25 protein-coding genes are annotated in these 22,235 nt (G+C 38.4%); 1 reads left to right on the forward strand and 24 read right to left on the reverse strand.

The window, feature by feature from the left end; genetic code table 11:
- Positions 1 to 20 precede the first annotated feature (20 nt).
- The 13 genes from ACFPRA_RS00825 to ACFPRA_RS00885 all read right to left on the reverse strand — a co-directional run bounded on the left by ACFPRA_RS00825 (position 21) and on the right by ACFPRA_RS00885 (position 10,726).
- Positions 21 to 197, reverse strand: coding sequence for a PspC domain-containing protein (locus ACFPRA_RS00825; RefSeq protein ID WP_381429471.1), 177 nt, complete (start codon positions 195 to 197; stop codon positions 21 to 23).
- A 44-nt stretch (positions 198 to 241) separates the two neighbouring features.
- A complete protein-coding gene (locus tag ACFPRA_RS00830; RefSeq protein WP_381429473.1) occupies positions 242 to 1,831 on the reverse strand; it encodes a DUF4179 domain-containing protein in 1,590 nt (529 codons plus the stop codon).
- Complete coding sequence (locus tag ACFPRA_RS00835) at positions 1,828 to 2,346, reverse strand: RNA polymerase sigma factor (protein ID WP_381430531.1); 519 nt, start codon at positions 2,344 to 2,346, stop codon at positions 1,828 to 1,830. The genes ACFPRA_RS00830 and ACFPRA_RS00835 overlap by 4 nt, the downstream gene beginning before the upstream one ends.
- Positions 2,347 to 2,486: 140 nt before the next feature.
- Positions 2,487 to 3,173 (reverse strand): DUF3221 domain-containing protein, encoded by a 687-nt coding sequence (locus ACFPRA_RS00840; RefSeq protein WP_381429475.1) that lies wholly within the window; start codon positions 3,171 to 3,173, stop codon positions 2,487 to 2,489.
- Between the two features lie 68 nt (positions 3,174 to 3,241).
- Positions 3,242 to 3,679 carry a GNAT family N-acetyltransferase gene (locus ACFPRA_RS00845; protein WP_381429477.1) on the reverse strand — a complete coding sequence of 146 codons (438 nt, stop codon included), beginning with the start codon at positions 3,677 to 3,679 and terminating at the stop codon, positions 3,242 to 3,244.
- 134 nt (positions 3,680 to 3,813) lie between these two features.
- The gene (gene yhfH / locus ACFPRA_RS00850) at positions 3,814 to 3,933 is read right to left on the reverse strand and encodes a protein YhfH (RefSeq protein WP_381429479.1); all 120 of its coding nucleotides are present in this window, start codon (positions 3,931 to 3,933) and stop codon (positions 3,814 to 3,816) included.
- 252 nt (positions 3,934 to 4,185) lie between these two features.
- On the reverse strand, positions 4,186 to 5,160 hold the full coding sequence (locus ACFPRA_RS00855; RefSeq protein WP_381429481.1) for an NAD(P)H-dependent flavin oxidoreductase: 975 nt from the start codon (positions 5,158 to 5,160) through the stop codon (positions 4,186 to 4,188).
- 181 nt (positions 5,161 to 5,341) lie between these two features.
- On the reverse strand, positions 5,342 to 5,719 hold the full coding sequence (locus tag ACFPRA_RS00860; RefSeq protein WP_381429483.1) for a PaaI family thioesterase: 378 nt from the start codon (positions 5,717 to 5,719) through the stop codon (positions 5,342 to 5,344).
- Between the two features lie 158 nt (positions 5,720 to 5,877).
- Positions 5,878 to 7,152 (reverse strand): MFS transporter, encoded by a 1,275-nt coding sequence (locus ACFPRA_RS00865; RefSeq protein WP_381429485.1) that lies wholly within the window; start codon positions 7,150 to 7,152, stop codon positions 5,878 to 5,880.
- 110 nt (positions 7,153 to 7,262) lie between these two features.
- On the reverse strand, positions 7,263 to 8,009 hold the full coding sequence (locus tag ACFPRA_RS00870) for an AMP-binding enzyme (protein WP_381429487.1): 747 nt from the start codon (positions 8,007 to 8,009) through the stop codon (positions 7,263 to 7,265).
- Positions 8,010 to 8,160: 151 nt separating this feature from the next.
- Positions 8,161 to 8,670: an AMP-binding protein gene (locus ACFPRA_RS00875; protein WP_381429489.1), complete on the reverse strand. Its 510-nt coding sequence runs from the start codon at positions 8,668 to 8,670 to the stop codon at positions 8,161 to 8,163.
- 253 nt (positions 8,671 to 8,923) lie between these two features.
- Positions 8,924 to 9,178: an AMP-binding protein gene (locus ACFPRA_RS00880; protein WP_381429491.1), complete on the reverse strand. Its 255-nt coding sequence runs from the start codon at positions 9,176 to 9,178 to the stop codon at positions 8,924 to 8,926.
- Positions 9,179 to 9,739: 561 nt separating this feature from the next.
- Positions 9,740 to 10,726, reverse strand: coding sequence for a helix-turn-helix domain-containing protein (locus ACFPRA_RS00885; RefSeq protein ID WP_381429493.1), 987 nt, complete (start codon positions 10,724 to 10,726; stop codon positions 9,740 to 9,742).
- Between the two features lie 425 nt (positions 10,727 to 11,151).
- On the opposite strand from ACFPRA_RS00885, the gene ACFPRA_RS00890 reads away from it, so the two are divergent.
- The gene (locus ACFPRA_RS00890) at positions 11,152 to 12,300 is read left to right on the forward strand and encodes a tyrosine-type recombinase/integrase (protein ID WP_381429495.1); all 1,149 of its coding nucleotides are present in this window, start codon (positions 11,152 to 11,154) and stop codon (positions 12,298 to 12,300) included.
- Between the two features lie 95 nt (positions 12,301 to 12,395).
- Here ACFPRA_RS00890 and ACFPRA_RS00895 read toward each other — a convergent pair whose 3' ends face one another.
- The 11 genes from ACFPRA_RS00895 to ACFPRA_RS00945 form a co-directional block, all read right to left on the reverse strand.
- Positions 12,396 to 12,728, reverse strand: coding sequence for a hypothetical protein (locus tag ACFPRA_RS00895; RefSeq protein WP_381429497.1), 333 nt, complete (start codon positions 12,726 to 12,728; stop codon positions 12,396 to 12,398).
- Between the two features lie 64 nt (positions 12,729 to 12,792).
- Positions 12,793 to 13,377, reverse strand: a complete 585-nt coding sequence (locus tag ACFPRA_RS00900; protein WP_381429499.1) for a hypothetical protein — start codon at positions 13,375 to 13,377, stop codon at positions 12,793 to 12,795.
- A 187-nt stretch (positions 13,378 to 13,564) separates the two neighbouring features.
- The gene (locus ACFPRA_RS00905; RefSeq protein ID WP_381429501.1) at positions 13,565 to 13,837 is read right to left on the reverse strand and encodes a hypothetical protein; all 273 of its coding nucleotides are present in this window, start codon (positions 13,835 to 13,837) and stop codon (positions 13,565 to 13,567) included.
- A 776-nt stretch (positions 13,838 to 14,613) separates the two neighbouring features.
- Entirely contained in the window at positions 14,614 to 14,856 is a 243-nt protein-coding gene (locus ACFPRA_RS00910) for a hypothetical protein (RefSeq protein WP_381429503.1), read from the reverse strand.
- A complete protein-coding gene (locus ACFPRA_RS00915; RefSeq protein ID WP_381429505.1) occupies positions 14,853 to 15,245 on the reverse strand; it encodes a hypothetical protein in 393 nt (130 codons plus the stop codon). Before ACFPRA_RS00915 ends, ACFPRA_RS00910 begins: the two co-directional genes overlap by 4 nt.
- 437 nt (positions 15,246 to 15,682) lie before the next feature.
- Positions 15,683 to 15,808 (reverse strand): hypothetical protein, encoded by a 126-nt coding sequence (locus tag ACFPRA_RS00920; protein WP_381429507.1) that lies wholly within the window; start codon positions 15,806 to 15,808, stop codon positions 15,683 to 15,685.
- A 781-nt stretch (positions 15,809 to 16,589) separates the two neighbouring features.
- The gene (locus ACFPRA_RS00925; protein WP_381429509.1) at positions 16,590 to 16,712 is read right to left on the reverse strand and encodes a hypothetical protein; all 123 of its coding nucleotides are present in this window, start codon (positions 16,710 to 16,712) and stop codon (positions 16,590 to 16,592) included.
- Positions 16,713 to 17,128: 416 nt separating this feature from the next.
- Positions 17,129 to 18,490 carry an amino acid permease gene (locus tag ACFPRA_RS00930; RefSeq protein WP_381429511.1) on the reverse strand — a complete coding sequence of 454 codons (1,362 nt, stop codon included), beginning with the start codon at positions 18,488 to 18,490 and terminating at the stop codon, positions 17,129 to 17,131.
- A 367-nt stretch (positions 18,491 to 18,857) separates the two neighbouring features.
- On the reverse strand, positions 18,858 to 19,598 hold the full coding sequence (locus ACFPRA_RS00935; protein WP_381429513.1) for a hypothetical protein: 741 nt from the start codon (positions 19,596 to 19,598) through the stop codon (positions 18,858 to 18,860).
- A 342-nt stretch (positions 19,599 to 19,940) separates the two neighbouring features.
- Positions 19,941 to 21,077, reverse strand: coding sequence for a hypothetical protein (locus tag ACFPRA_RS00940; protein WP_381429515.1), 1,137 nt, complete (start codon positions 21,075 to 21,077; stop codon positions 19,941 to 19,943).
- A gap of 21 nt (positions 21,078 to 21,098) precedes the next feature.
- Positions 21,099 to 22,229 (reverse strand): ABC transporter permease, encoded by a 1,131-nt coding sequence (locus tag ACFPRA_RS00945; protein ID WP_381429517.1) that lies wholly within the window; start codon positions 22,227 to 22,229, stop codon positions 21,099 to 21,101.
- Positions 22,230 to 22,235 lie beyond the last annotated feature (6 nt).

The following is a 22,235-nucleotide window of genomic DNA, read 5'->3' on the forward strand; positions in this document are numbered from 1 at the left end:
TTCCCTTAGGTAGATTGCTGTTAATAGAGCGATTTCTTCGGTAAAAATGCAGCAAGCAGGAGATAGATTGTGAAAACGGCTGGAGTCAATAGAAACAAGACTCTTACAATCAATGGCGAGATGTTGAAAAACTCTGCTATTCCTGCACAGACACCAAACAGCGCCTTATCTGTTTCTGATTTCGTTAACCTGTTCATTGGAACACCCCTTCTCTTTTTTGTAAATACTACTTGTTATTCAATCATTCGTCCAATGTAATTTCCACAATATTATCGTAAATTGAAGTGATTCGATAGCCCTCAATTTCGATTCCGATTGGAATATAATCCCCCTTTTGATCCTCCCTTGACAGCTCAATATGATGTTCCGTAGAGAAGAAACGAGGATTCTCAAGTTCATTCAAGCGATAAAAATAGTCCATCGCTTTATATTTCATGCCGTCTTTATCGATGTAATAGCCATCCACGCTTGCAACTGATGAACCCCGATCTTCTTCGTCATAAAAGCGGTAGTCGAGCCTTTCATAGACACGATTGGGATTTAATTCCTCGCTCATTTCTATTTTTGTCTGTACTCCAATCTCAATATCTTCAATGGTAATTTTAGTCCCTAAATACTCCAAAACTTGAGGAAATGCTTTCGACACGTCAATAGCAAAATCCGCTTTCTCCGTAATTGAAAATGAAGCACTACCAATATGAACACGGATATCCATCGGTTTTTCAAAATAAAGCGATTCAAATGTTGCTTCTGCCGAATTCCAACCACTTGCATACCCACCTCCACCGCCATAACCACCCAGTCTAAATGGATCCGTATAGACACGCTTCCCATTGCTTTCAAGGCTATCAATGGTCATGTAGTCCATCCTTCTATCCGGATTTTCATTGCGATAGCGATAAGACAACACGGTTATCGTTGGTGCAATCGTCAGTTTCTCAAAAATAACCGGATTGCCGTCAATTTCAGTTTCGACTTGAAGTTCATGTACAATGGCCGAATGCTTTTTAAACGGAATGTCAAATTGCCAATCGCCTTCTATGAATTCAATGGTGTCAGTCAATGGGCTTTCAGGACCCTCTGCATCCGCTGGCGCTTCAATCACCTTCTGAAGCTTGCTAAGCTCCAGCTGAATCGTTCCCTCATTCGTAGACAGGGGTGCAGTACCAAGTCTGCCTTTATACACATGGCTGCTTTCTGAATAGATACTGAGATGATTATTGACTGGTGAGTAATCATCTTCATTACTCCATAGATCGTCTTGATTGGCAATTCGCAGTCCTTCAGTGTAATTGATCATATACTTGTTTTCTTTTTTCTGATCCTCAACTTCATAGTAGATTAGTGTCTGTATGTCATCTGCCACGACACTGGTGATCGTTACCTTCACGCCATTACTTTCTGCTACTAGGTTCAGATAGTCCCCTAATCCATGCTGCACATAGTCTTGCATGCGCTCATCCTGCTTGTTACCAAAATCTTTCCACCACTCCATGAAGTTTTCAAAACCATTCATTGCAACGGCTGTCCCGACAAACAAGGTTAGAAAAAGTGCTGCTACGAGCCCCATCACTGCTGGACGTTGATAGATTTTCCTTCTGCTTTTTTGTGTATCCGCCACAGCTTGCCGAACATTGCTCATAAAATCATCTGGAATCTGAATGACATCACTTTCTGACTCAAGCGCAATAATAGTCTGCTGAAAGTCTTTTAGTTCCTTCTCACAACTTTTACATTCATTGAGATGCAATTCAAATTCTTTTCTTGCCGTCTTATCCAGATTTCCCTCTAAATAGTCCATTAACAGCTCTTGCGTATCGCTACAATTCATGTCCTATCACCGCTTTCGATTATTTTTCTAAGCGTTATAAGTCCCCTATACATTCGGGATTTCACAGTCCCTATTGGTACGTTCAAAATACGTGCAATTTCCTTTTGGGAAAATCCTTGGAGATATTTTAGAATAATGACTTCCTTATGTATGTCTTCAAGCTGATCCAAGTCTTCTAGCACTTCTAATTTGCTTTCAAGTGGACTGCTAGCTACTGTTTCTGGTGAACTCTCCAGCACCTGCTTGTTCCTCTTCCGATAAACAGACCTACATTCATTCAAAAATATAGAAGTCACCCACGTTTCGAAATAGTTGTCTTCCTTTAACTGGCCAATTTTGTCATGCACTTTGAGTATCGTATTATGAAAAACATCTTCCACATCATGGCGATTTTTCAAATAGGCCCAACCGATCTTATAATACTTAGACTGTCTAGCATCAAACCAATCTAACACTGCTTGCATATCTTGCTTTTTAATTCTTTTCAATTGGATCGAATCCGGAATCGATGTCATCACAAATGCTAGTCTCTCCTTTCCTAACGGTTCTTTACCAATTAGAGTATTGAAAGTCCGTAAAAGTTCCATCGAAAATAAATTATCTTTTTTATGAAGAAAAAACCATTCAATGTGTTAACATCGAATGGTTTGAATGCTTATTTCACTTCCACAACAAATGTATACGATTGTTCGCCGTTAGACCATTTTGCGATTACCTCATAAACATAACGGCCGCTCGAATGAGGGATTATCAGTTCATTACCTTCTGAAATGAAATCATTTCTTTCAACTTCCCATAAATAGACACTTAAATGAGGGTCTTGTGCAATACCGATGCTTACTTTGCTGTTCGGTTCGGTCACAATTGCCTCAATACTTTCTGCAATTTGCGTTGGGGATGCGGCATCGGTTTGCACCGTTTGGTTTCCTTTTGTCCACGTAAAACCTCCCCTAGTCATCTCATATGTAGTTTCATGAATCGTGACGAGCCCCAATGGAGTTGGTGGAAAATCGGTATTTTTAAAATCGAAAGGATGCAAGGCTTGTTTTGCAAGCTCGATGTTTGCAGCTTTAGCGAAAGCCGGTGCCGATTCAGCAATCTCCCCATCTATCCAAACGACGATTTCTTGACCTATATTAAACGTTGCGCTTACCTTATTTTCAGGCAAACTAATCCATGTCAAGCCTTCATTTGCATCCTTTACTAACAGCCGTTCTCCTTCACTGTCGATCTTGGTAATGATTCCTTTCAAGTCATATTGCCCCTTCACTGCTACTTCCTCCATATGACAAGCGACTAAGGCGGAGCAGCCGATTAAAAGTAATAAAAAGTATTTTTTCATAAGATCTCCTTGCCCCTTTAACCAATTGGACGGGCATGCTTGACAAAGGTTACAACGCTTATAGCCAATTAAATTTCATAAAAGTAAAAATGAGTAGTCTCTTTTATAAATCCAATTTTTTCATAAAGTCTTTGTGCGATTCGATTATCTTCAGCAGTTTCAAGCAGTACTCCTTTCGCATCCGTTTCTTTTGCAAAAGCAAGGGCTTTTTTAATTAAACTTTCTCCGAATCCCTTACCACGACCGCTTTGCTTCACATACAAATCGTTTAACACCCATGTACGCTTCATACTGACAGATGAAAATGACGGATAAAGTTGGACAAAGCCGATCGGATCAGACTCATCATAAGCAATAAAAATGACTGACTCCTCATTGAGCAACCTTTCCTGGATAAACTTCTTTGCACCGACAAGATCAGATTTTTGTTGGTAAAATAGTCGATACAAGTCAAATAGTTCGGTTAGTGCATCAAGGTCATTTAGTGTGGCTTTAAAAATGTTCATGAAAAATCCCCTTATTGTTGTATTTATGTATGAATGTTTTAATATTACCATTTTACCATAATAGGTGAAATTTCCATCTGATGAAATCAAAAAATCCCTATTACCGTATTGCTCAGGAAATAGGGATTTTTTGATTAATATTCATGCTTACCGATGCATCGTTCGCATTCATAAAGTGCGGATTCGTGTTTCTCGATAATTTTATTGCCGCATTCTGTGCAATGTTTTTCCGTCTGATTTTTGATTGCTTCCAAACTGATCTCCTCCAATTTTTCTCGTTTCAATCTCTTTGTATTGAAACAGATTATTTTGTTAATAACTACTATATAACAGATGGATTTCCCTGTCTTCTAATTCCGATGAAATATCTATTTTGAAGGATGGAGGGCGATATACGTCGATGGACGATTTGTCTGAGATGTATAGTCCCCTTTTCTTGAAATAGAACAACCAAAAAAAGCCACACAAGTGAAATCATTGTGTAGCTATACAGCATTCGGCAAACATCAACTCATGCTAATTGCACTATTGCTCATGAGCTGATCTCTTGCTACTACGTATTCTTTATAAAGCTTATCGACATATTCAGCTGTACTTGTCACTTCTTTAATCGCACCGATACCTTGACCGCTCCCCCAAATATCCTTCCATGCCTTGACGGTCCTATCTCCAAAATTCATCTTGGATGGATCACTTTCGGGTAGATTGTCAGGATCCAATCCTGCTGCTCGGATAGATGGCTTTAGATAATTCCCATGAACACCTGTGAACAGATTACTATAAACAATATCATCAGACGTAGCGTCAACGATTGCTTGCTTATACGCTTCAGAAGCACGGGCTTCGTGCGTCGCGATGAACGGCGAGCCGATATAGGCAAAATCAGCCCCCATCGCTTGAGCAGCTAAAATGGCGCTTCCAGTAGCAATCGATCCCGACAAGGCAAGCGGACCGTCGAACCATTCTCTGATTTCTTGGATCAACGCAAATGGGCTCTTCATCCCCGCATGACCACCAGCCCCAGCCGCAACTGCAATTAAGCCGTCAGCCCCTTTCTCGATCGCTTTCTGTGCAAAAGTGTTATTGATGATGTCATGCAGTACGATTCCTCCATAGCTATGCGCTGTGTCAAATATCTCTTCACGGGCACCTAAGGATGAAATGATAATGGGAACTTTGTACTTCACACATAATTCCATATCATGTTCTAACCGATCATTTGTCTTGTGTACAATTTGATTAATCGCAAAAGGTGCTGCTGGACGGTTTGGATTTTTGGCGTTATAAGCTGCGAGTTCCTCTGTGATTTCTGCCAACCACTCATCGAGTAAGGTAGCGGGTCTAGCATTCAAAGCAGGCATTGATCCAACAATCCCTGCTTTACATTGTTCAATCACAAGCTGTGGATTACTAATAATGAACATCGGTGAGCCAATTACAGGAAAACGTAAATTCTGAAGGGTGGATGGAATTTTTGACATGGGTTGTTCCTCCAATCAATTTGTAAAATGATAAGTGCTAGATTAGTAAAGCGTTATGATTTAAGCCTTTTCCCTTTCACATTTCCTTTTAAAATCATACACGTGCTCGTTGAATGAGCAACGAGACTTCCTTTTTTATCATAGATCTGACATTCAATTAAGCCGATGGAGCCTCCTTTTTTTATAATTTTGCTTTCAGCCAAGAGTTTGCTTTCCAAATAGGTTTTAGGAAATTTAACTTAATTTCCACGGTGGTAAATAGTTCATTATCCTCCAGCGTGCCGAAGAAAGCATAACCCATAGCCAAATCAGCTAGATCACAAAGCACACCCCCGCGAAGTGTTCCCATTGGATTGTGTAATTTTTCGGAGGCTTTCATTTCCAAGACAACCTTTCCTATTTCCAGTTTTGCGATGTTAATTTCTGGTGATTGGGCAATAGGCGCTGTAGGTCTTTCTCTAATCATCATATTTTTAACTTTTCCGAATGATTCAATAATATAGACCTCCACATGAATCATAACATTAAAATGAGACTCTAAGCACGTATCTAATTTCATAAATTTGAACTTCCGTCCTTCAATGCGGATAACAGTGGACCCAATCACCACACGAAGGTACCATTGAGTCCAAGTTTTGTATTGCTTATCAGTTATTTAATAATCGTCTTCTCTTCTTAACTCTAGGAAAACGTTTTAAAAATACGCTTCTATATCATTTAATTGACCAAGTCGACTTCATTCGATATGTTCTTCTTCGCAACTTTGTTTCGAGATAAAGCCGGTTTGACGAAAATCCCAAAAAGTATACCAAAAGTTAAAACGAGTGCGGCCATGAACAGTACTGAAAAATTATAGCCTGCAATTTTATCCCCGGCCGCTAAACTGATGATGTAACCTGTTAAAACGGGAGCAACAATCCCTGCCAGACTTCCGAATGAAGTTAACATGCTCGACATCAAGCCACCAGATTCACGTTTTTCATTGATCATAATCGTTGGAGCAATGACTAATATGGCATAAGTGAGGCCTTTTGATAGACAAAGAGCAGAAACTACCCAAATGGGATTTGGGAAAATAATGATCGACGCTAGAAGTAGCGCACCGATTGCCATCGATATCGTCACCACATAAATTCTGGATATACGCCAATCTTGATTTTTCTTAAATAAATAATCAGAGATCATGGAAACGCCCGTATAAATCACGATTGAAGCAATGCCGATTGTAGCAATGCTATAGCCCATCTGAGCAGCTGATAACTGGACGACTTCCACTAAGTAAATCGGGCACCAAATGGTAAACCAAATGATGAGCATATAGACAGATGCATAGGCAAGTACAGTAAATAAAGGAGTAGGTCTGATCATCAGTGAAACAAATTCTTTCAGATTGAATTTCTCCAGTTTTTCAATCTGCTTCTTTTCCTCTTTTTTATAAACGGCAATCGGACTTTCTTTTGTGAAGAACTGGAACAAGAAAAACCATATAAGGCTCGCGACGCCGAGAGAGGCGAAGGCCACTTTCCAGCCGAAAATGGTAATTAAGGATACAAGTACTGGCGCAATCACCATTGCACCTATCGTTCCTCCGCCGACAATTGCCGAGTTGGCAAGTCCTTTTTCCTTTGCAAACCACTTGTCTAAGTGACTGTATGCAATGGGGCTGTATGGACCTCCAAATGCCCCTAGCAAAACTCTATACAACAGTAAAAAAGGCAAAGCAGCAATCGCTAAAACCCCAAATTGCAAAATGCTCCAAGAAATCATAAGAAATCCGAGAATTTTTTTAGCCCCAATCCGATCCGCCCAGGATGCTCCAAAAGGCCCTGTTACTGGATAAAGCCAGTAATAACAGCTTCCGACAAGCCCCCACTCAACATAGGAAAGATTAAATTCTTCCATGATAGGTACAGCCGCAAGTCCGACGATGGATTTATCTGCGAAGCTGATCATTGCTCCAAAGAACATAAGAATTAGAATAAACCAACGCATAGCATCTCCTCTTTCCTTTATGTTTTCTTTTAAAGGGAATCCTTTTTATGAAAAAAGTTTAGTGAGTACCGATTATATTCAGAGGAATAAAGCGGAATTGATAATCATATTCAAAAAAGACTATGTTGGGAATCCTGTTTTTCTGGTTCTTCCTCAACTAATTTGCTTCGAAGCAATTTTCCGACCGCGGTTTTAGGCAATGCTTGTCTAAACTCTATGACTCGTGGAACCTTATAAGTGGCGAGTCGTTCCTTACACCAACGGATCATTTCTTCTTCCGAAGCACTGTAACCTTTCTTAAGTACGAGAGCAGCTTTTACGCTTTCTCCACGATAGGCATCAGGGATACCGAACATGCAAGCTTCTGCAATTGCCGGATGTTGATAGAGGACTTCTTCCACTTCAATCGGGTAAATATTAAAGCCGCTGGCGATAATCAGATCCTTTTTTCTGCCTACAATGTAGAAATAACCCTGTTCATCCATCATGGCTATATCACCTGTGTATAGCCAGCCATTCCGTAGGGTGCGTTTCGTTTCCTCTTCATTTTTCCAATATCCCTTCATAATCTGTGGCCCTTTCATAATCAACTCGCGTGGCGTTCCTGAAGGCATTTCTTCTGTACCGTTTTCTGTATCAACGATTTTGGAATCCATATTGGGCACTGGAATTCCAATACTGCCGACTCTTCTTTTATCGGAAAACGGATTTCGATGTGTCACTAAAGCCTCTGTCATCCCGAAATTCTCCAAAATCATCGCTCCAGATTTCTCCTCAAAATCACGAAGCACTTCAACGGGTAATGGAGCCGTTCCACTTGAACAGATTTTCAGACATGTTAGATCATCTTCTTTCAAATCGTCTCGTTTTAACTTGCTTCAGCAGAAGTCCCCCACTTCTATAAGTGATGGGATGAATGCTAGAAATGCATTCCATTCAGTGGGGGTTCAAACCCCGGCTGAATAGAGGAACTCAGGCTAAGGTCGCCGCGTCCTGAATGAAAGTGCCTTAATTTCTGCAAAAAACCGCAGAAATACGGCAAATCAAACCCTTCGCTGTTTGATTGGCAACGCCTGAGTGACCAACATCCTGTTGGCCCAAGCCTCCGGCGGATGTCACGGATTTTGAAAGGAGTGAATTGAGCAAGCTCAATTCAAAATCCGGACGCAATAACGCCGAGGCGTTATTGATTAAACCTATAAACATTGTCGGAACACCCGGAAAGAGCGTCGGTCTATAGCTCCTGATGATTTCAAAAACCGTATCGACGTTAAATCTTTCAACTACAATATAAGTTGCAGCAGTCAAAGCAGTCAGATTTAACATGAGTAAACCGGATGCATGGAATAATGGAGAAGTGACAAGAATGATCTCGCCTTTCTGTTGTAAGGAATAAAATAGCCTATAATGGTGAGCATAACTGACAAAGTTGAAATGGGTGATCATGGCCCCTTTAGGTTTTCCAGTCGTTCCTCCTGTATATTGAAGCACAGCGACATCTTCTTTTGGATTGATCACGACCGGTGGAAGATGGTTGTTGACTTATTCAATTAAACGATGAAAATTATTTGGGTGATCATAATCTTGATCGACAATAATCATCGTCAGTTGATCGATTAGTTCCGTTTGTTCCAGTTTTCCAAGTTGATCTGGTCGACAAATGATTCACGTAGCTTCAGAGTTTCTTAAAAGATGATTCAATTCGGAAGACTGATAGATGACACTCGTTTGGACCATGATCCCGCCTAGCCGTGGCAAAATAGGCAATCACCTACTCCACACTATTAGGGAGCATGACAGCTATACGTTCTCCTTTCCGGATACCGCGATTGTATAAGGCGGCAGCCAATCGATCACAGGCTGTTTTTAATTCGGAATACGTCAGTTCTTTGCCCTCATAGATGACAGCCTTATGAGTTGGGGCATCGAGAACCGAGCCTTCCAACAGCTCGTATATAGTCTGATTGGGGATTGCCACTTTCGGTGAAACTCCTTGCGGGTAAAGAGAATGCCAAGGTCGAATCATACTGATAACTCCTTTCTTTTTAGAAGATCGATCAAGGAATGGTTTTGTATTCTTTAACACGCTTCCTTTTTTGCTCTGGTCGATTGAACCCGAGACATGATACCTTGTCCATTCCTTTTTACTATTCCACTCTTTGTCATTTCATCATCCCCTTTGATTAGTAATAGATTGAATAGATCGGTTAGCATGACAGCTGACTTTTCTTTTCACTGGGGTTAATATGCAGGAATCGTGCCAATTCAAATACTTAGACAATACCTTGGTATAATAAGAGAATTTCGTTACCAGTCAATTTTCGTCCTGCATTCGGTTGAATTTTTGAACTTTGCTCTGTTTAATATTTGGACTTGTGCATGTAACCTGTTTATAAATAAAAAGCTATCGATAAGAGTTTTCTCTCGATAGCTTTTTGTAAGTGAAGTCGTTGTTTTTACGTGGCTTTTTTTACAACAATATTTAGTTTACATAATATTATTATGTACCACTTTAAGAAATCAACGCAATCGATAATCAGAGTCTGAATAGCCCTTCAAGTTTTTTTAGAAGAAGCTAGTCTCTCTCTTATTCGCCGTTATACTGTTCTCTCTCCAATTTCTCCCGTAACGCAACTTCTACATATTCACTCATAGATAGATCGTGCTCTTGGGAAACTCGCTTCAACTTTTCCAGCATATTAGATGGCAAATCAAATGTCGTACGTCGGTACCCACTAATGAGCGCCCACTTCCCTTCCCCGGTGATCACCTCGCCTAATACTAGAAATTTCTTCATCATTCTTTCTGTTATTGTTTCAGGAACCGCTATGGAAAGGTCCACCTCCCCACTTTTGATCGATAGAGCGATATGCGTTTCTTGTTCGCGGATACGAATATTTTCAATTCCCCATGCTTGATAGACAAAATCGAGAAAGTCAAAGGATTCCTTCTCTGCTTTTGGCAATAAAAAGTCCGTATAGCCCCTGATCTGTCTATTTGGCTGGTGAATCGGATAGGCCGGTTCATATTGAAAAGCTTGAATGCCGTCAGCATAAGGAATCCAGGTTCCAGACTGCAAATAGAATCCCCATTGCTGGTTGTCATTGCGCACTACGCGCATCTCTTGCCCTTGGGGCGTGCGGAAACATTGATAAAGTGCAATATCTAACTTTGCATCATAAAATTCGACTCTTGTTCCTCTGGCGGATGCAGTCCGTTCGATTTCTTGGCGGATCCAAGCAGCGGTTTCATCGGGAATGGAGTAAATCGTTCGTTCATCCCCAGCCGGCAATTCGTCCACCGGTAAATCAGTCTCCCGAATCAATGCGTAAATGCGTTGGGTCGTCACACCTAATTGTTTGGCAAGTTCGGAAGGACGTAACCCGGTTGGTTGATGCCGTTGTCGTTCTGCTGCCAATGCATCGACTTCTTCTTTCTGATATCTCGCTTCCCGTATAAGACGATGTGGATCGTCGATTTTAATAATTTTCTTCTGTTTGGCATAGTGATAGACTGTTGCCTTCGAAACACCAAGTAAATCTGCCACTTCTTGTCTTGTATACCAATCTTTCAATTCAATCTCTCCTGTCTTGCGTCTATAAAAATAGAGAATTCTTTTTTAGTGAAATCCTTTATTTAAAATTAAATTAATATTAATTGTGCATTTTCTTCTTTGGAATAAAATTTAAGATAAAACATATTAAGTTAGGAAATATTAGATTTATAAAATAATAGGATTATTTCATTCTAAATAAGAATTTAATTCAATACAGATTAAACTCTTATAATTTAATAGTAACATAACTATATACAAAAATAGAATTAAAATTTAGATTTACTTTCTATAAACTAAACAAATGGATGATTTTTTTAGATTATATTAGATTTGTGGTAAAATGGATTTATCAACAGAAAACAGTTTTATGCATATGAAAATGGATTGAAGAAATAACTAGTCATTTATATGGAAAAGTAGAATGGATAAAAGGATGATTCAGATTGCCAATTGAGATAATTGAAAACAAGCAATTCGAAATAATTCATTTAAAAACGGAATTGCAAAATATGACTACACTTCCCACTCTTCAGAATCGTTTGGATGAGGCGGAGAAAAATGGACAACCTGCTTATCATGATTTTACGGATGTAGATATGATGAAATGGTTTCTATATGAACGACGACATTTGAACGAAAAGAATGATCGGACAGAAAAGACCGTCCGAGAGTACGAACGCGAACTTCTGCTTTTCGTTGAACAGCTTTTTACATACAGTTTGGAAATCGACATCGATGTGACCTATATAATAGAAGGTTCTTTGTTCAAATCACTTCAATCACGTCATTTAAGAAGATATCAGGAGTGGTTGGCAACTAAAAGTCCACATGTTATTAAGAAAGGGCCATACTCCCCTGCTACGCTCGAACGAAAGACGACCATCATAAAGGCTTTTTTTGCATTTCTACATAAGGCGGGATATATTCAACAACCAATTCACGAAGGACTTAGGATTGCGACAGTCCGAAAAGACGATCGACCAAATCGTGATTTAGGACCTGCCGACGTCGTTACATTATTGAATGTCTATCGGGACAAGCAACATCCGATCATGTTTGCAATTATTCACGTTTTGACGACGACAGGAATTCGGAACGAAGAGTTTTGTACATTAAAAGTAAAAGATATGAAGATAGATGCGATCCAAGGTGGCTATTATTTAGATGTGTTAGGGAAAGGAAATAAGAGGCGGCATATTCCGTTGAAAGAGAAGGTCGTTCAAAGCATTCGTAGCTTTCGTTATGCACGTGGCCTACTCCCCATTGAGCATGCTGGACTGGAGGATCCGTTATTTACGACGAATACGGGGCGCGCCTATTCCCCTTCCTATTTATCGCAATATGTGAAAAAGGAGATTGCAAGCCTGGAACGATTAAAGTTGTCGGATCAGACGTTGCAAATCACCCCTCACGTATTCCGGCATGCCTTTGCAATCATTTCCAAACTGAACGGTGTCGACGTGTACGATATTATGCGATCGCTCGGTCATGAGAAAATTGAAACGACAATGATTTACTTGGAGAAAGTGTTTGAGAAGGAACGCCATGCCATTCATGCTTGGCAATCGGAACGTTTTGGCCAGTATATCTAAAGAGAATATAAAAATCCCCAAGGCATTCCTAATTTACATTTTAGGAATGCCTTGGGGATTACTAGACAACCAATTGAATAGAAACAAGCGAGAGTCTATAAATTCAAGTAAATGATAAAGAAGACAGAAAGTATAAATATGAATACTGCGTAAACCTTTGTGACTTTCCAAAGGGATATCATAGTCGCCACACCAGCAATGAATATTAGGGCTTGGCCGGAATAAAAAATAAAATTAACGTCTACTATTACACTAACAATAAGTAGAAATAATCCTACAAGAAAAAAAACTGTCGTAGTTATTCTTCTTAACACTGGATGACTGTTAAGTTCTTCATTGTTTTTCTTTGCCTTAAAGTGTGTGATAAAGACACTAATAACCATTAAAATAAAAATCATTATGTATAGTGGTGTGTTTTCCATATTCATAGATCACCCTCCTAAAATCAATAAAACCACGTTAGAAACTCATAACGTGGTTTTATTTAACTGTTTAACTAGTAATTATACACTGTGCATAATAATAAGATAATGTAATTCCAAGAGCTGTAGCATTAGCTTTAACGCCACGTTTAATTAGTTCTTCTGCAGCGACTCTGTATCGTGCGGATTGAACTGCCGACCATACAGTAGCAACTGTATTAATGCCTATATAATCCTTATAATTATCTTTTAATTTTTTCTCAAAGCACGCCTTCTGCTTTTTCACTATTTCTTGCTGATCCGGAAATTCTCCACCAGGATTTAACATAATGCCTATCTCTGGTTCTACATGACATTCTGCTTGATCCTGTTCCAATTGAAGTTGTAATTCATCTAATTCAGCAGATGCCCCTAATTTTTCTTTCAATACTTCAAAATCGAAATCTATGAGATTTCCCGACACATCATAGACGAAAGCTTGTTCTATTATAGAGTCAAATGACTCATCTAGTTCGTTTGCCAGTTCTCCACCATTTACAAACTTGTTTATACTGGTTTCGTTCGCAGGCTCTTTAAAGTTTGCTTCTACAGCTTGTGAAGAGATTGTACTTAGAGCGAATATAGCTAACAAGAATGTAAAAATAATTTTTCTCAAAAAAATACACCCCTTCCAAATATTGGGAATTGGCCAATTCTTAATATTTACAATACTACCAGTGATATATTCAAAGTCAATAGACCGCAAAGGGTATTTCGGAAAACCGCAATACCCTTTGCGGAGGAATTAGTAACTTGTGTAGAAGATTAATACTGCGGAATAGTTTTTTTCTGTTTTGTCGGCGTTATAAACTAACCAACCATTTTTTATAAATCCAAATTAAAATTTTAATAATTAAGTAGAAAAATAGAATATTGCCTATAAAACCTATCCAAAGAAAGCTGAAACCATTATTAGCAAAAATATGTAACCAATCAAATGGAAATCCATAGATAGTTTTTATAAAATCATTACTACCGAGATTTTCTCTAGTTCCATTAATAAAAGGGATACAAATCACAAAAAAAATACTAACAATAAAAATCCATTCATCACCTTTTTTGTATCTATACTCCATAATTACCCTCCTTGTGTTAAAATTAGAATGTAAATATACTGTTTAGACGTGTTTTCAAAAAATGGAAAACTTATTTACTCTCTTGTTCTCTCTCTTCTTGCGGTAAGTAATGTAGGTAACACTGTTTTTGCAACTTCAGAGGCTACTAAATATTATGCCTAAATATTACCAGAAATATAATAATATCTAAAAGATTTATAAAACCCACACGTAACAAGCAACCCTAAACCGCAATTCAGGAGTTGTTGCGTGTGAGTTTCCTCTTGGCTCGAATTATGATTGAAAGAAAAATCAAAACGATTATGCTTGAAATCATCATAATCTCCCGCTCAGCAAGCATTTGCTCCGGTATTTCTTTCAATACTGAATCTGGAATTTTCTCTATCAAGACACGTTAATGTTCAGTCACCTTTTCAAATCCTTATGTCGGATATTGATCAAAATGTGCAGCACTACCAACCTAAAAATTGATTATTGTAACTATGTCTTTATAACTGTGAAACCACATCATTCTTCTTTTTGATGATGGAATAAATAGAGATTAGACAAATTACTAAACATAGGAATACTGCGAAATCAATCCAATAGTATTTCCCCATTAATTGTTCTATAAGTTTTATCCCTTTCATGAAAGGGATTGATAAACCGATACTAATCACAGGACTAATAAATAGGATATGGCTTATTTTTAGTTTCAGTATTATATTGATAGCTTTTTCTTTCAATTTCTTCTCTCCATTTCTAAGTATTGTTAAACCGTAAATTCGTTATGTTCATTAATTAAGCGCTTCTTCCTCTGTTAATCCTGAAATCAAGTTTTCACTTTTACCAATGTATTCCTTGCAAACAATACAATAAGTTCGCTTTCCTCCAGAATGAATTACAGATTCATAAATATGACCATTTCCCTCTGCATAATGTCCCTCTTTAGTGTAGTGAGGTGTTGATGGCCCCGTAACTCGTTCTTTTGTATACAATCCTTCTTGCGATTCACAATGAGGACAAGTAATTACTGTCATATACATTTTCCTTTCTTGCATCGCTTATCTTCTTCAGCAGAAAAACCGTTTGATTCTTGAAAAGCACCTCTTTCTGCACGTTCAATTTTTGCCTGTTCCTCAGAGCTTTTCGCATTCAGATCTTCTAATTCCAAATTAATGATTTGAAGGATTAATGATTTTCTGTCATCTGTCATAGGAAATAATTTACTAACTACCATATCGTAGAAGTTTCTCATTTCTTCCTGTCTTTCTTTAACTCCACACCCACATTGTATATTTTCATTCTGTCTAAGGATGTTAATCCAAATGGCTATGGCTAAGGAGTATATAGTTATTAGTATTATAAGGATTGTATAATTAACCAAGTTTATTTTAAACATAACTAAACTTTCCGGCCCATTGGCCAACCAATAAAAAACGCCTAAACCCTTTCGTATCAAGGTGTGTAGACGTTTTTAGGTATATGTAAAATTCACGTTAAATATGATAGATTTGGGGAGTATATCTAACCTATTTCAGCCAATGTATTTGCATTGAAACCGAAGCGTTAGTCCCTGCTTCTACAAGGGGAATAAAGGGAGAAATCACAAAAAAGTACATCACATTAAGATAAGTGATGTACTTTTTCAAAGTAATTCATAAGGTTTTATACATTTGAATAGTTTAAGTTAAAGCTATTCCCTAAATGTATCGTAACTTGCTTCTTTTTCGCCTCACAAGAGACAGTTCACGCGATGGGCTTTTACCCTAACGTGCCACAGAAGAACTAGGATTTCATTCTTGAAGCCTTGTAATATATCTGTGTTAACAGTCCTAGTTTTTAATCCACGGAAAGTAAGAATGATTAGTAGATAATTTGTGAGAGGTATTTGTTTCCTTCTAATGTATTGTAAACCTCTTGTGCTTCTTTTTCCGTATCAAATTCAAACATTTTAATGGATACGTCTGTGTAAAGGGTAATGACCCACATTTATACTGCCTCCTATAAAATTAGTAAGATGATCAAACAAGCTATTTGCTATTTTGCAAAATTAGCAAGAAATTCTGTTCCACCGCTATCGATCTACTTCACTTGGACAAAAAGCAGACTCGCAACAACGAATATTGAGATAATAACGGGAGTTTAGGGTCTGCTCGTTTTCCGAAGAGCAATTGAATTCCCAATCCATTTGTGCAATGTCTCCTCTAAAAAACTCCTTTCAATGCAAAATGCTACCTTTATTGTGTGGGAAAAAGTATCCTATGCATAACAATTTGTTTTGAAGAAATACAGAGTAATCTATATTGTCCAAACAGTAAAGGGGTAAAGTAGAGAAATCGAATAATATGATGTAACATTGAAGTGATTATGACATACTAATGATCTTTTGTCTATTCAAATTTTCATTTTTAATAAATTTTTTTAAGTTAGCGGGCTCCACCTTAGAATAGGAAAAAAACTCAATGGATTGCTTACATACATGAAAAAGTACATCACCATTAGAGTGGTGATGTACTTTTTTAGAAGTTTTATAACTTCATTTATCAGGAAGTTTTTTAACACTTGGATAGTTTTAGTTTGGAACGATTTCCTGAATGTGTGCTAACTTGCTTCTTTTTTGTTTGCCCCATAAAAGGCAGTCCACACGGTAGGCATTTCCCCTACGTCTCAAATCCACTAGGATCTCACTTGTAAAACTGATGATAGACTCGGCACTATGCCGTTGTTCTCAATCCTAGTCGTTTCAATCTACGGAAAATAAGCACGTTTATTAGACCAGGTGCGAGAGGTATTTGTTTCCTTGTAAAGAATGATAGACCTCTCTCGCTTCTTTTTCCGATTCGAATTCAAACATTTTAATAGATACGTCTGCGTAAAGGGTAATGACCCACATTTATACTGCCTCCTATTAATAAGTTAGTAAGGTAATCAGCAAGCTAGTTGCCTTTGAAATCATGAACAGGAAATTCTGTTCCATGCCACCGACATACTCCGCTTATATAAGCAGAGTCGCAACAACAACTATTGGGACATTGACTAGAATGAATATCCAGTCTTCTAGTTGTAAGTCTCTTCTTATTACACGCCTCCTTTCAATGCTGCCCTTATTGTGAAAACGAGTATCCCGAACCAAATACTTAGTTTTCACAAAATACAGTATAGTCTAAAATCTGAATATAGTAAAGTGATAAAGGAAAAAAATAAAAGAGTTTGTGCAACTTTGAACAAACTATGACAATCAGAGGGAGAAAGAAGGACAAAAAACACTCACCCCATTAAAGGGACGAGTGCGATGTGTTGCATTTGGGTTCACGCTATTTTTCTCTTCGCTTTCGTAGGCCTCATCTTATAAAGCACAATGAGTAAAATAAACCAAACTGGTGTAACAAACAAAGCGACGCGTGTATCTTCCGCCAGTGCCAGCACGACAAGCACAAAGGCCAGGAAAAGAAGGATCAAGTAATTGGTAATCGGATATAGGGGCATTCTAAATTTGCTTAATCGTGCTAGATTCGGTCTTGTTTTACGGTATTTCAAATGGCAGATGACCGTGATGCCCCATATGAAGATGAAACAGACGGTGGAAACACTTGTGATGAGTGTAAATACGCCTTCTGGCATGACATAGTTCAACACAACGGAAATTAGAATAACGACAGTTGAAAAGAACAACGCATTGGAAGGCACTTTATGACCCGTCAATTTTGTAAAAGGGACAGGTGCATTTTTATCTTTGGCAAGTGAGTACAGCATCCGGCTTGTACTGAAAACGGCACTGTTACAGGCTGAAGCAGCAGATGTCAGAACAACGAAATTGACGATACCGGCTGCAGCAACAATGCCAATTGCTACGAAGACCTGTACAAATGGGCTTTCTAGTGGATTGATGGCATTCCAAGGATAGATACTCATAATGACAATCAGTGCCCCAATATAGAAGATTAAAATCCGGATGGGAATATTATTGATTGCCTGTGGAATGACTTTCTTTGGATTTTCCGTTTCGCCTGCAGTCAGTCCCACCAGCTCAATCCCAACAAACGCAAATACGACCATTTGGAATGAGAGGATAAAACCATTTAAGCCGTTCGGGAACATGCCACCATGGCTCCACAAATTCGAGAAGCTGGACGTACCTGAATCGGTAGAAAAGCCCGTAAATATCATGAAGACACCAATGACGATGAGGGCTAGAATCGCGATAACTTTTATTAAGGCGAACCAGAATTCCATCTCACCAAACAGTTTTACGGTTGCCAAGTTCATAATGAGCAAAACCACAAGTGCGATTAATCCTGGCATCCATTGTGGTACTTCAGGAAACCAAAACTGCGCATAAAGACCAACAGCGGTTATATCGGCCATTGCGATTGAAATCCAGCAGAACCAGTACGTCCACCCCGTAATGAAAGCGGCCATGTTCCCTAAATAATCTTGTACAAAGTCTACAAAGGAATTATAGTTCAAATTGGTTAACAGCAGTTCGCCAAGTGCACGCATGATTAAAAAGCAAATTACGCCTGTAATCAAATAAGCAAATAAGATCGATGGTCCTGCCAGGTGAATCGATTTTCCAGCACCTAGAAATAATCCGGTTCCAATCGCTCCCCCAATAGCGATTAGTTGCACATGCCTGTTTTTAAGGCCTCTTGCTAGTTCTTGTTGTTGCATCTCATTCCCTACTCTCTCCTAATCTTCGATGTTTGCATCCCGCGATGATCTTATCGTTTTAGCAGTAAAATAAAATCATGAAATTGCAAATCATTATCTTGTTAGGATTTTAACATAATATTACCGAAAAGCGAACAACATTTTTGAAAAGGTAAAAAATAAACCTGTTTTTCTACAAAATATCGAACGTTTTTCTTTTATTGTTTATGTTAGTTCGGTAATTGCGAGTAGATATTTTTCGTAAATCTCGATGATTTGATCCTTCGAGTTAGCTGTATCACGCAAATCGTCTCTCATAATGCCTACGCTCCCTTTCCTTCTATAAACCAATATAGATTCCACTTAAATATCTAGAATTTCAAGTCTTTTACAAATTCCCAACCATCTTTAAAATATAATGCAAATATTTTCGTACTTGCGTGATTCTCTCTGCCAATGAAGCTGCAACAATATCATAGAATGCCTCGCTCTCATTCGTCTTATATAATTTCCGGATTGTTCTTCTTTCATCCGGCCAAAATCCGACCAATAAATTAGTCTCCTCCATTTCGCGGGCGATGTCGTATAAATACCCATTGGACGGAGACCAGCCAAACAGACTGTTCAATTGCGCTTGGACCTCTGCCATGTAAAAAAACTCTCGGTTCAAGCTAAGTCGCAATGCGATGTATCGTACGACGTCTTTGACAGATAATAGTTTGGATATAAAGGGACGAAAATCTTCATGCAACGGTTCAACCTCCCCTTCCGGTGGCAGTCCATTCCCCGTTAGAAAATAATAGAATCGATCGATAACGGTCGATACCTCGCTAAATCGATACGCATAAATTGCTTCGTATTCTTGTAGGCGTCTAATCCCTTTTTGGGTAATGTGAAAGATTTTTTTGCGTCCTGCTGTTGCCGAATGAAGAAATCCATCCTTTTCTAATGTGTTGGCAGTACGTGCAACGTACTCATAGGAAACGGATCGTCCCGGAAAATCGAAATTGAATTGTTCATAAAGGGCTCTTGCATAATTGTTTTGCTCACGAATCTCTCTCAATAAAAAGAGAGAAAGGGTGTCCCCTATACTAAAACCGACAGCTTGTTGAAATGAAGGTATCTTCACACTGAACACTCCCAATATTTTTAATAATCATACACCTCGCTAGTCCATATATCAAGACCCCTATCCGTTGCGATAGACTGCTATTCTCTTTAAGATTATTCTGTTCTGTTATTTAGCTCTTTGAATAGCCCTTAAGGGACTGTGCGGGGATGAAAAAAAGTTGTAAGATAAGGCAAGGTGCGGTTGGATGTTAAATTTATATATGCACTAGCGAGGTCTATTAAAATAAGAATATATACATAATTTAATTTATTCTTATGGCATTCTCTCCTCATGAAAAAAACACCTCACCAAACGCCTCGTGAAGTGCTTAAATTCATGTATTTTTCATAGCTCTATTTACTAAACAATATCTCTATTCTTCTCTCTTCTCCAAAGCAAAATGATAAAAATTGCACTCACAACAATCATCCCACTATATATGGTCGGAGCCAGCCACTGTGAATACCCAATGGAAATGATAAAACGAAGCAACGGGTTCATCCCAAAAATGATTAGTCCAATCACAAATGGAATTTGAATGCCAATCAAGGTCATTGTATTGGGAACAATGCTTGAAAAAAACATTGCCAACAGCCCGTAGACAAAACCTATTACATAAATCGCTACGACGCACAGCAAAATATATTGGAAGAATGTCAAGTTATACCAAGTTGGATTGCCCATAGCTATAAAGGCGTTAATCGGTACTTCAAAAAACATCGATGTATTATTCGTTGCATAAAGACTGAAATAGACTACGAGTAATGCCGTTATGACCATAAAAGTCGAAATTATCCCGGCTAGAATTTTTGTTTTATGAAGATTACGCCCTTTTTTCGAAGTGTATTGCAGCGCAACTATCTGCCTTGAACGATCCTTTAAAATCATTGGTGAAATGACCAATACGACGCTAAATAGTATTGCAATTGCTACATTAGTAATGAATTCTTTAAAGTTATCAAGCGCTATTCCAGAATACACCTCATATTGCTTGTCAGCAAACAATTCCTCATAACGTCGTTGTTGTTTGTCATTAACATTACTTGGAATATTCTCTTTCACTTCATGAAAATCAATTAATCTGGCCCTCTCCTGTAGTTCCCAAAATAATTCGACCTCCTCTTCAAACATCACCTTGCTATGAAGTGCATTCAAATCTTCATTGGGATTATTAAATGGATTATAGCTCCTGAACTGTTCATAAGTCTCTATCCCTAAGTCTCTAAATTCTTTTCTAGCTTGTAAGTAAAGATCCGCTTCCTTCACCTGTTCATCGAATATTTTCTTGAAATCAAGAAACTCATCTTCATCCATATGAGTTCCATATAGTTCAACCATTTCTACCGCAATATTATACGAATAAACACTGTCACCACCAAGAAAACTAGTAATATAAAACTCAATTCGTATAAAGTAGAGTACAACATTGACTAGCACGAGTAAAAGTAATGTCTTCCACGTAAAGATTTTTCTTATTTCATTCCACAAAACCCGCATTGCGTTCTCCCCTTACTAATCTTATAAGACGATATCCCGCTTCCTTTCTCTTCTCCAAAGAATGATGATTAAGAGAACACTAGCAACAACCATTCCACAATATACGGTTGGAGCCAGCCATTGCGGATTCCATATCGATATGATATATCGCATTAAAGGTCCCCCTATCACGATGATCATCCCGACAATAAATGGAATTTGGATGCCGATCAAAGCCATACTATTGGGAACAAAGCTTGAAAAAGACATCGCCAACAGTCCGAATACAACTCCTATTACGTAAATTGCTGCGACACACAGCAAAATATATTGGAAGAATGTCGGATCATACCATGATTCATTGCCAATAAACGTGTTGACCGGTACATCAAAATACATAGATGTATCATTCAGTGAATAGACCCCAAAATAGACGATAAGCAATGCTGTAATGACACTAAAAGTTGAAATCAGTCCTGCTAGGATCTTCGTTTTGAAGAGATTTCGTCCCTTTTTTGACGTGTATTGCAAAGCGAGCATTTGCCGTGAACGATCTTTCAAAATCATCGGTGAGATGACCAAGACGACACTGAACAAGATAGCGATGGTCACATTGCCAATGAAATCCCTGAAATTCATAATGACTACTTCTGGATAGACTCCATATTTTTTAGAAGCAATCAATTCTTCTGCGCGTTGTTTTTGTTGGGTATTATCATAGCCTCGAAGTTCATCTTTCATGTCATAAAACTCGATAAGACGTTCCCTTTCTTGAAGCTCCCAAAATGTATTCACTTCTTTTTCTTCAAACATCACCTTACTGTGGAGGATATATAATTCTTCATTATCTCGATCGAAATTTTTGAATTTCTCATACGTATCAAACCCGGCTTCCACAAACTCCCGCCTCGATTGCAAGTACTGATCCGCTTCTATCACTTGCTCATCGTATGCTTTCCGGAAATCAAGAAACTCGTCTTCATCCATATGTGTGCCATATTTCTCAATCATTTCGATCCCGATATGATAAGAATCAAGTGCAGGTCTGCCATTCGGAAAATGCTTAATATCGAATTCAATTAGAAAAAAATACAGCACACTATTGAGCATAACTAGCAAAAGCAACATCTTCCACGCCAAGATTTTCTTTAGTTCATTCCATAAAACCCGCAATGTGTT

It is taken from the genome of Sporosarcina soli, assembly GCF_042655805.1.
Classification (GTDB): Bacteria; Bacillota; Bacilli; order Bacillales_A; family Planococcaceae; genus Sporosarcina; species Sporosarcina soli.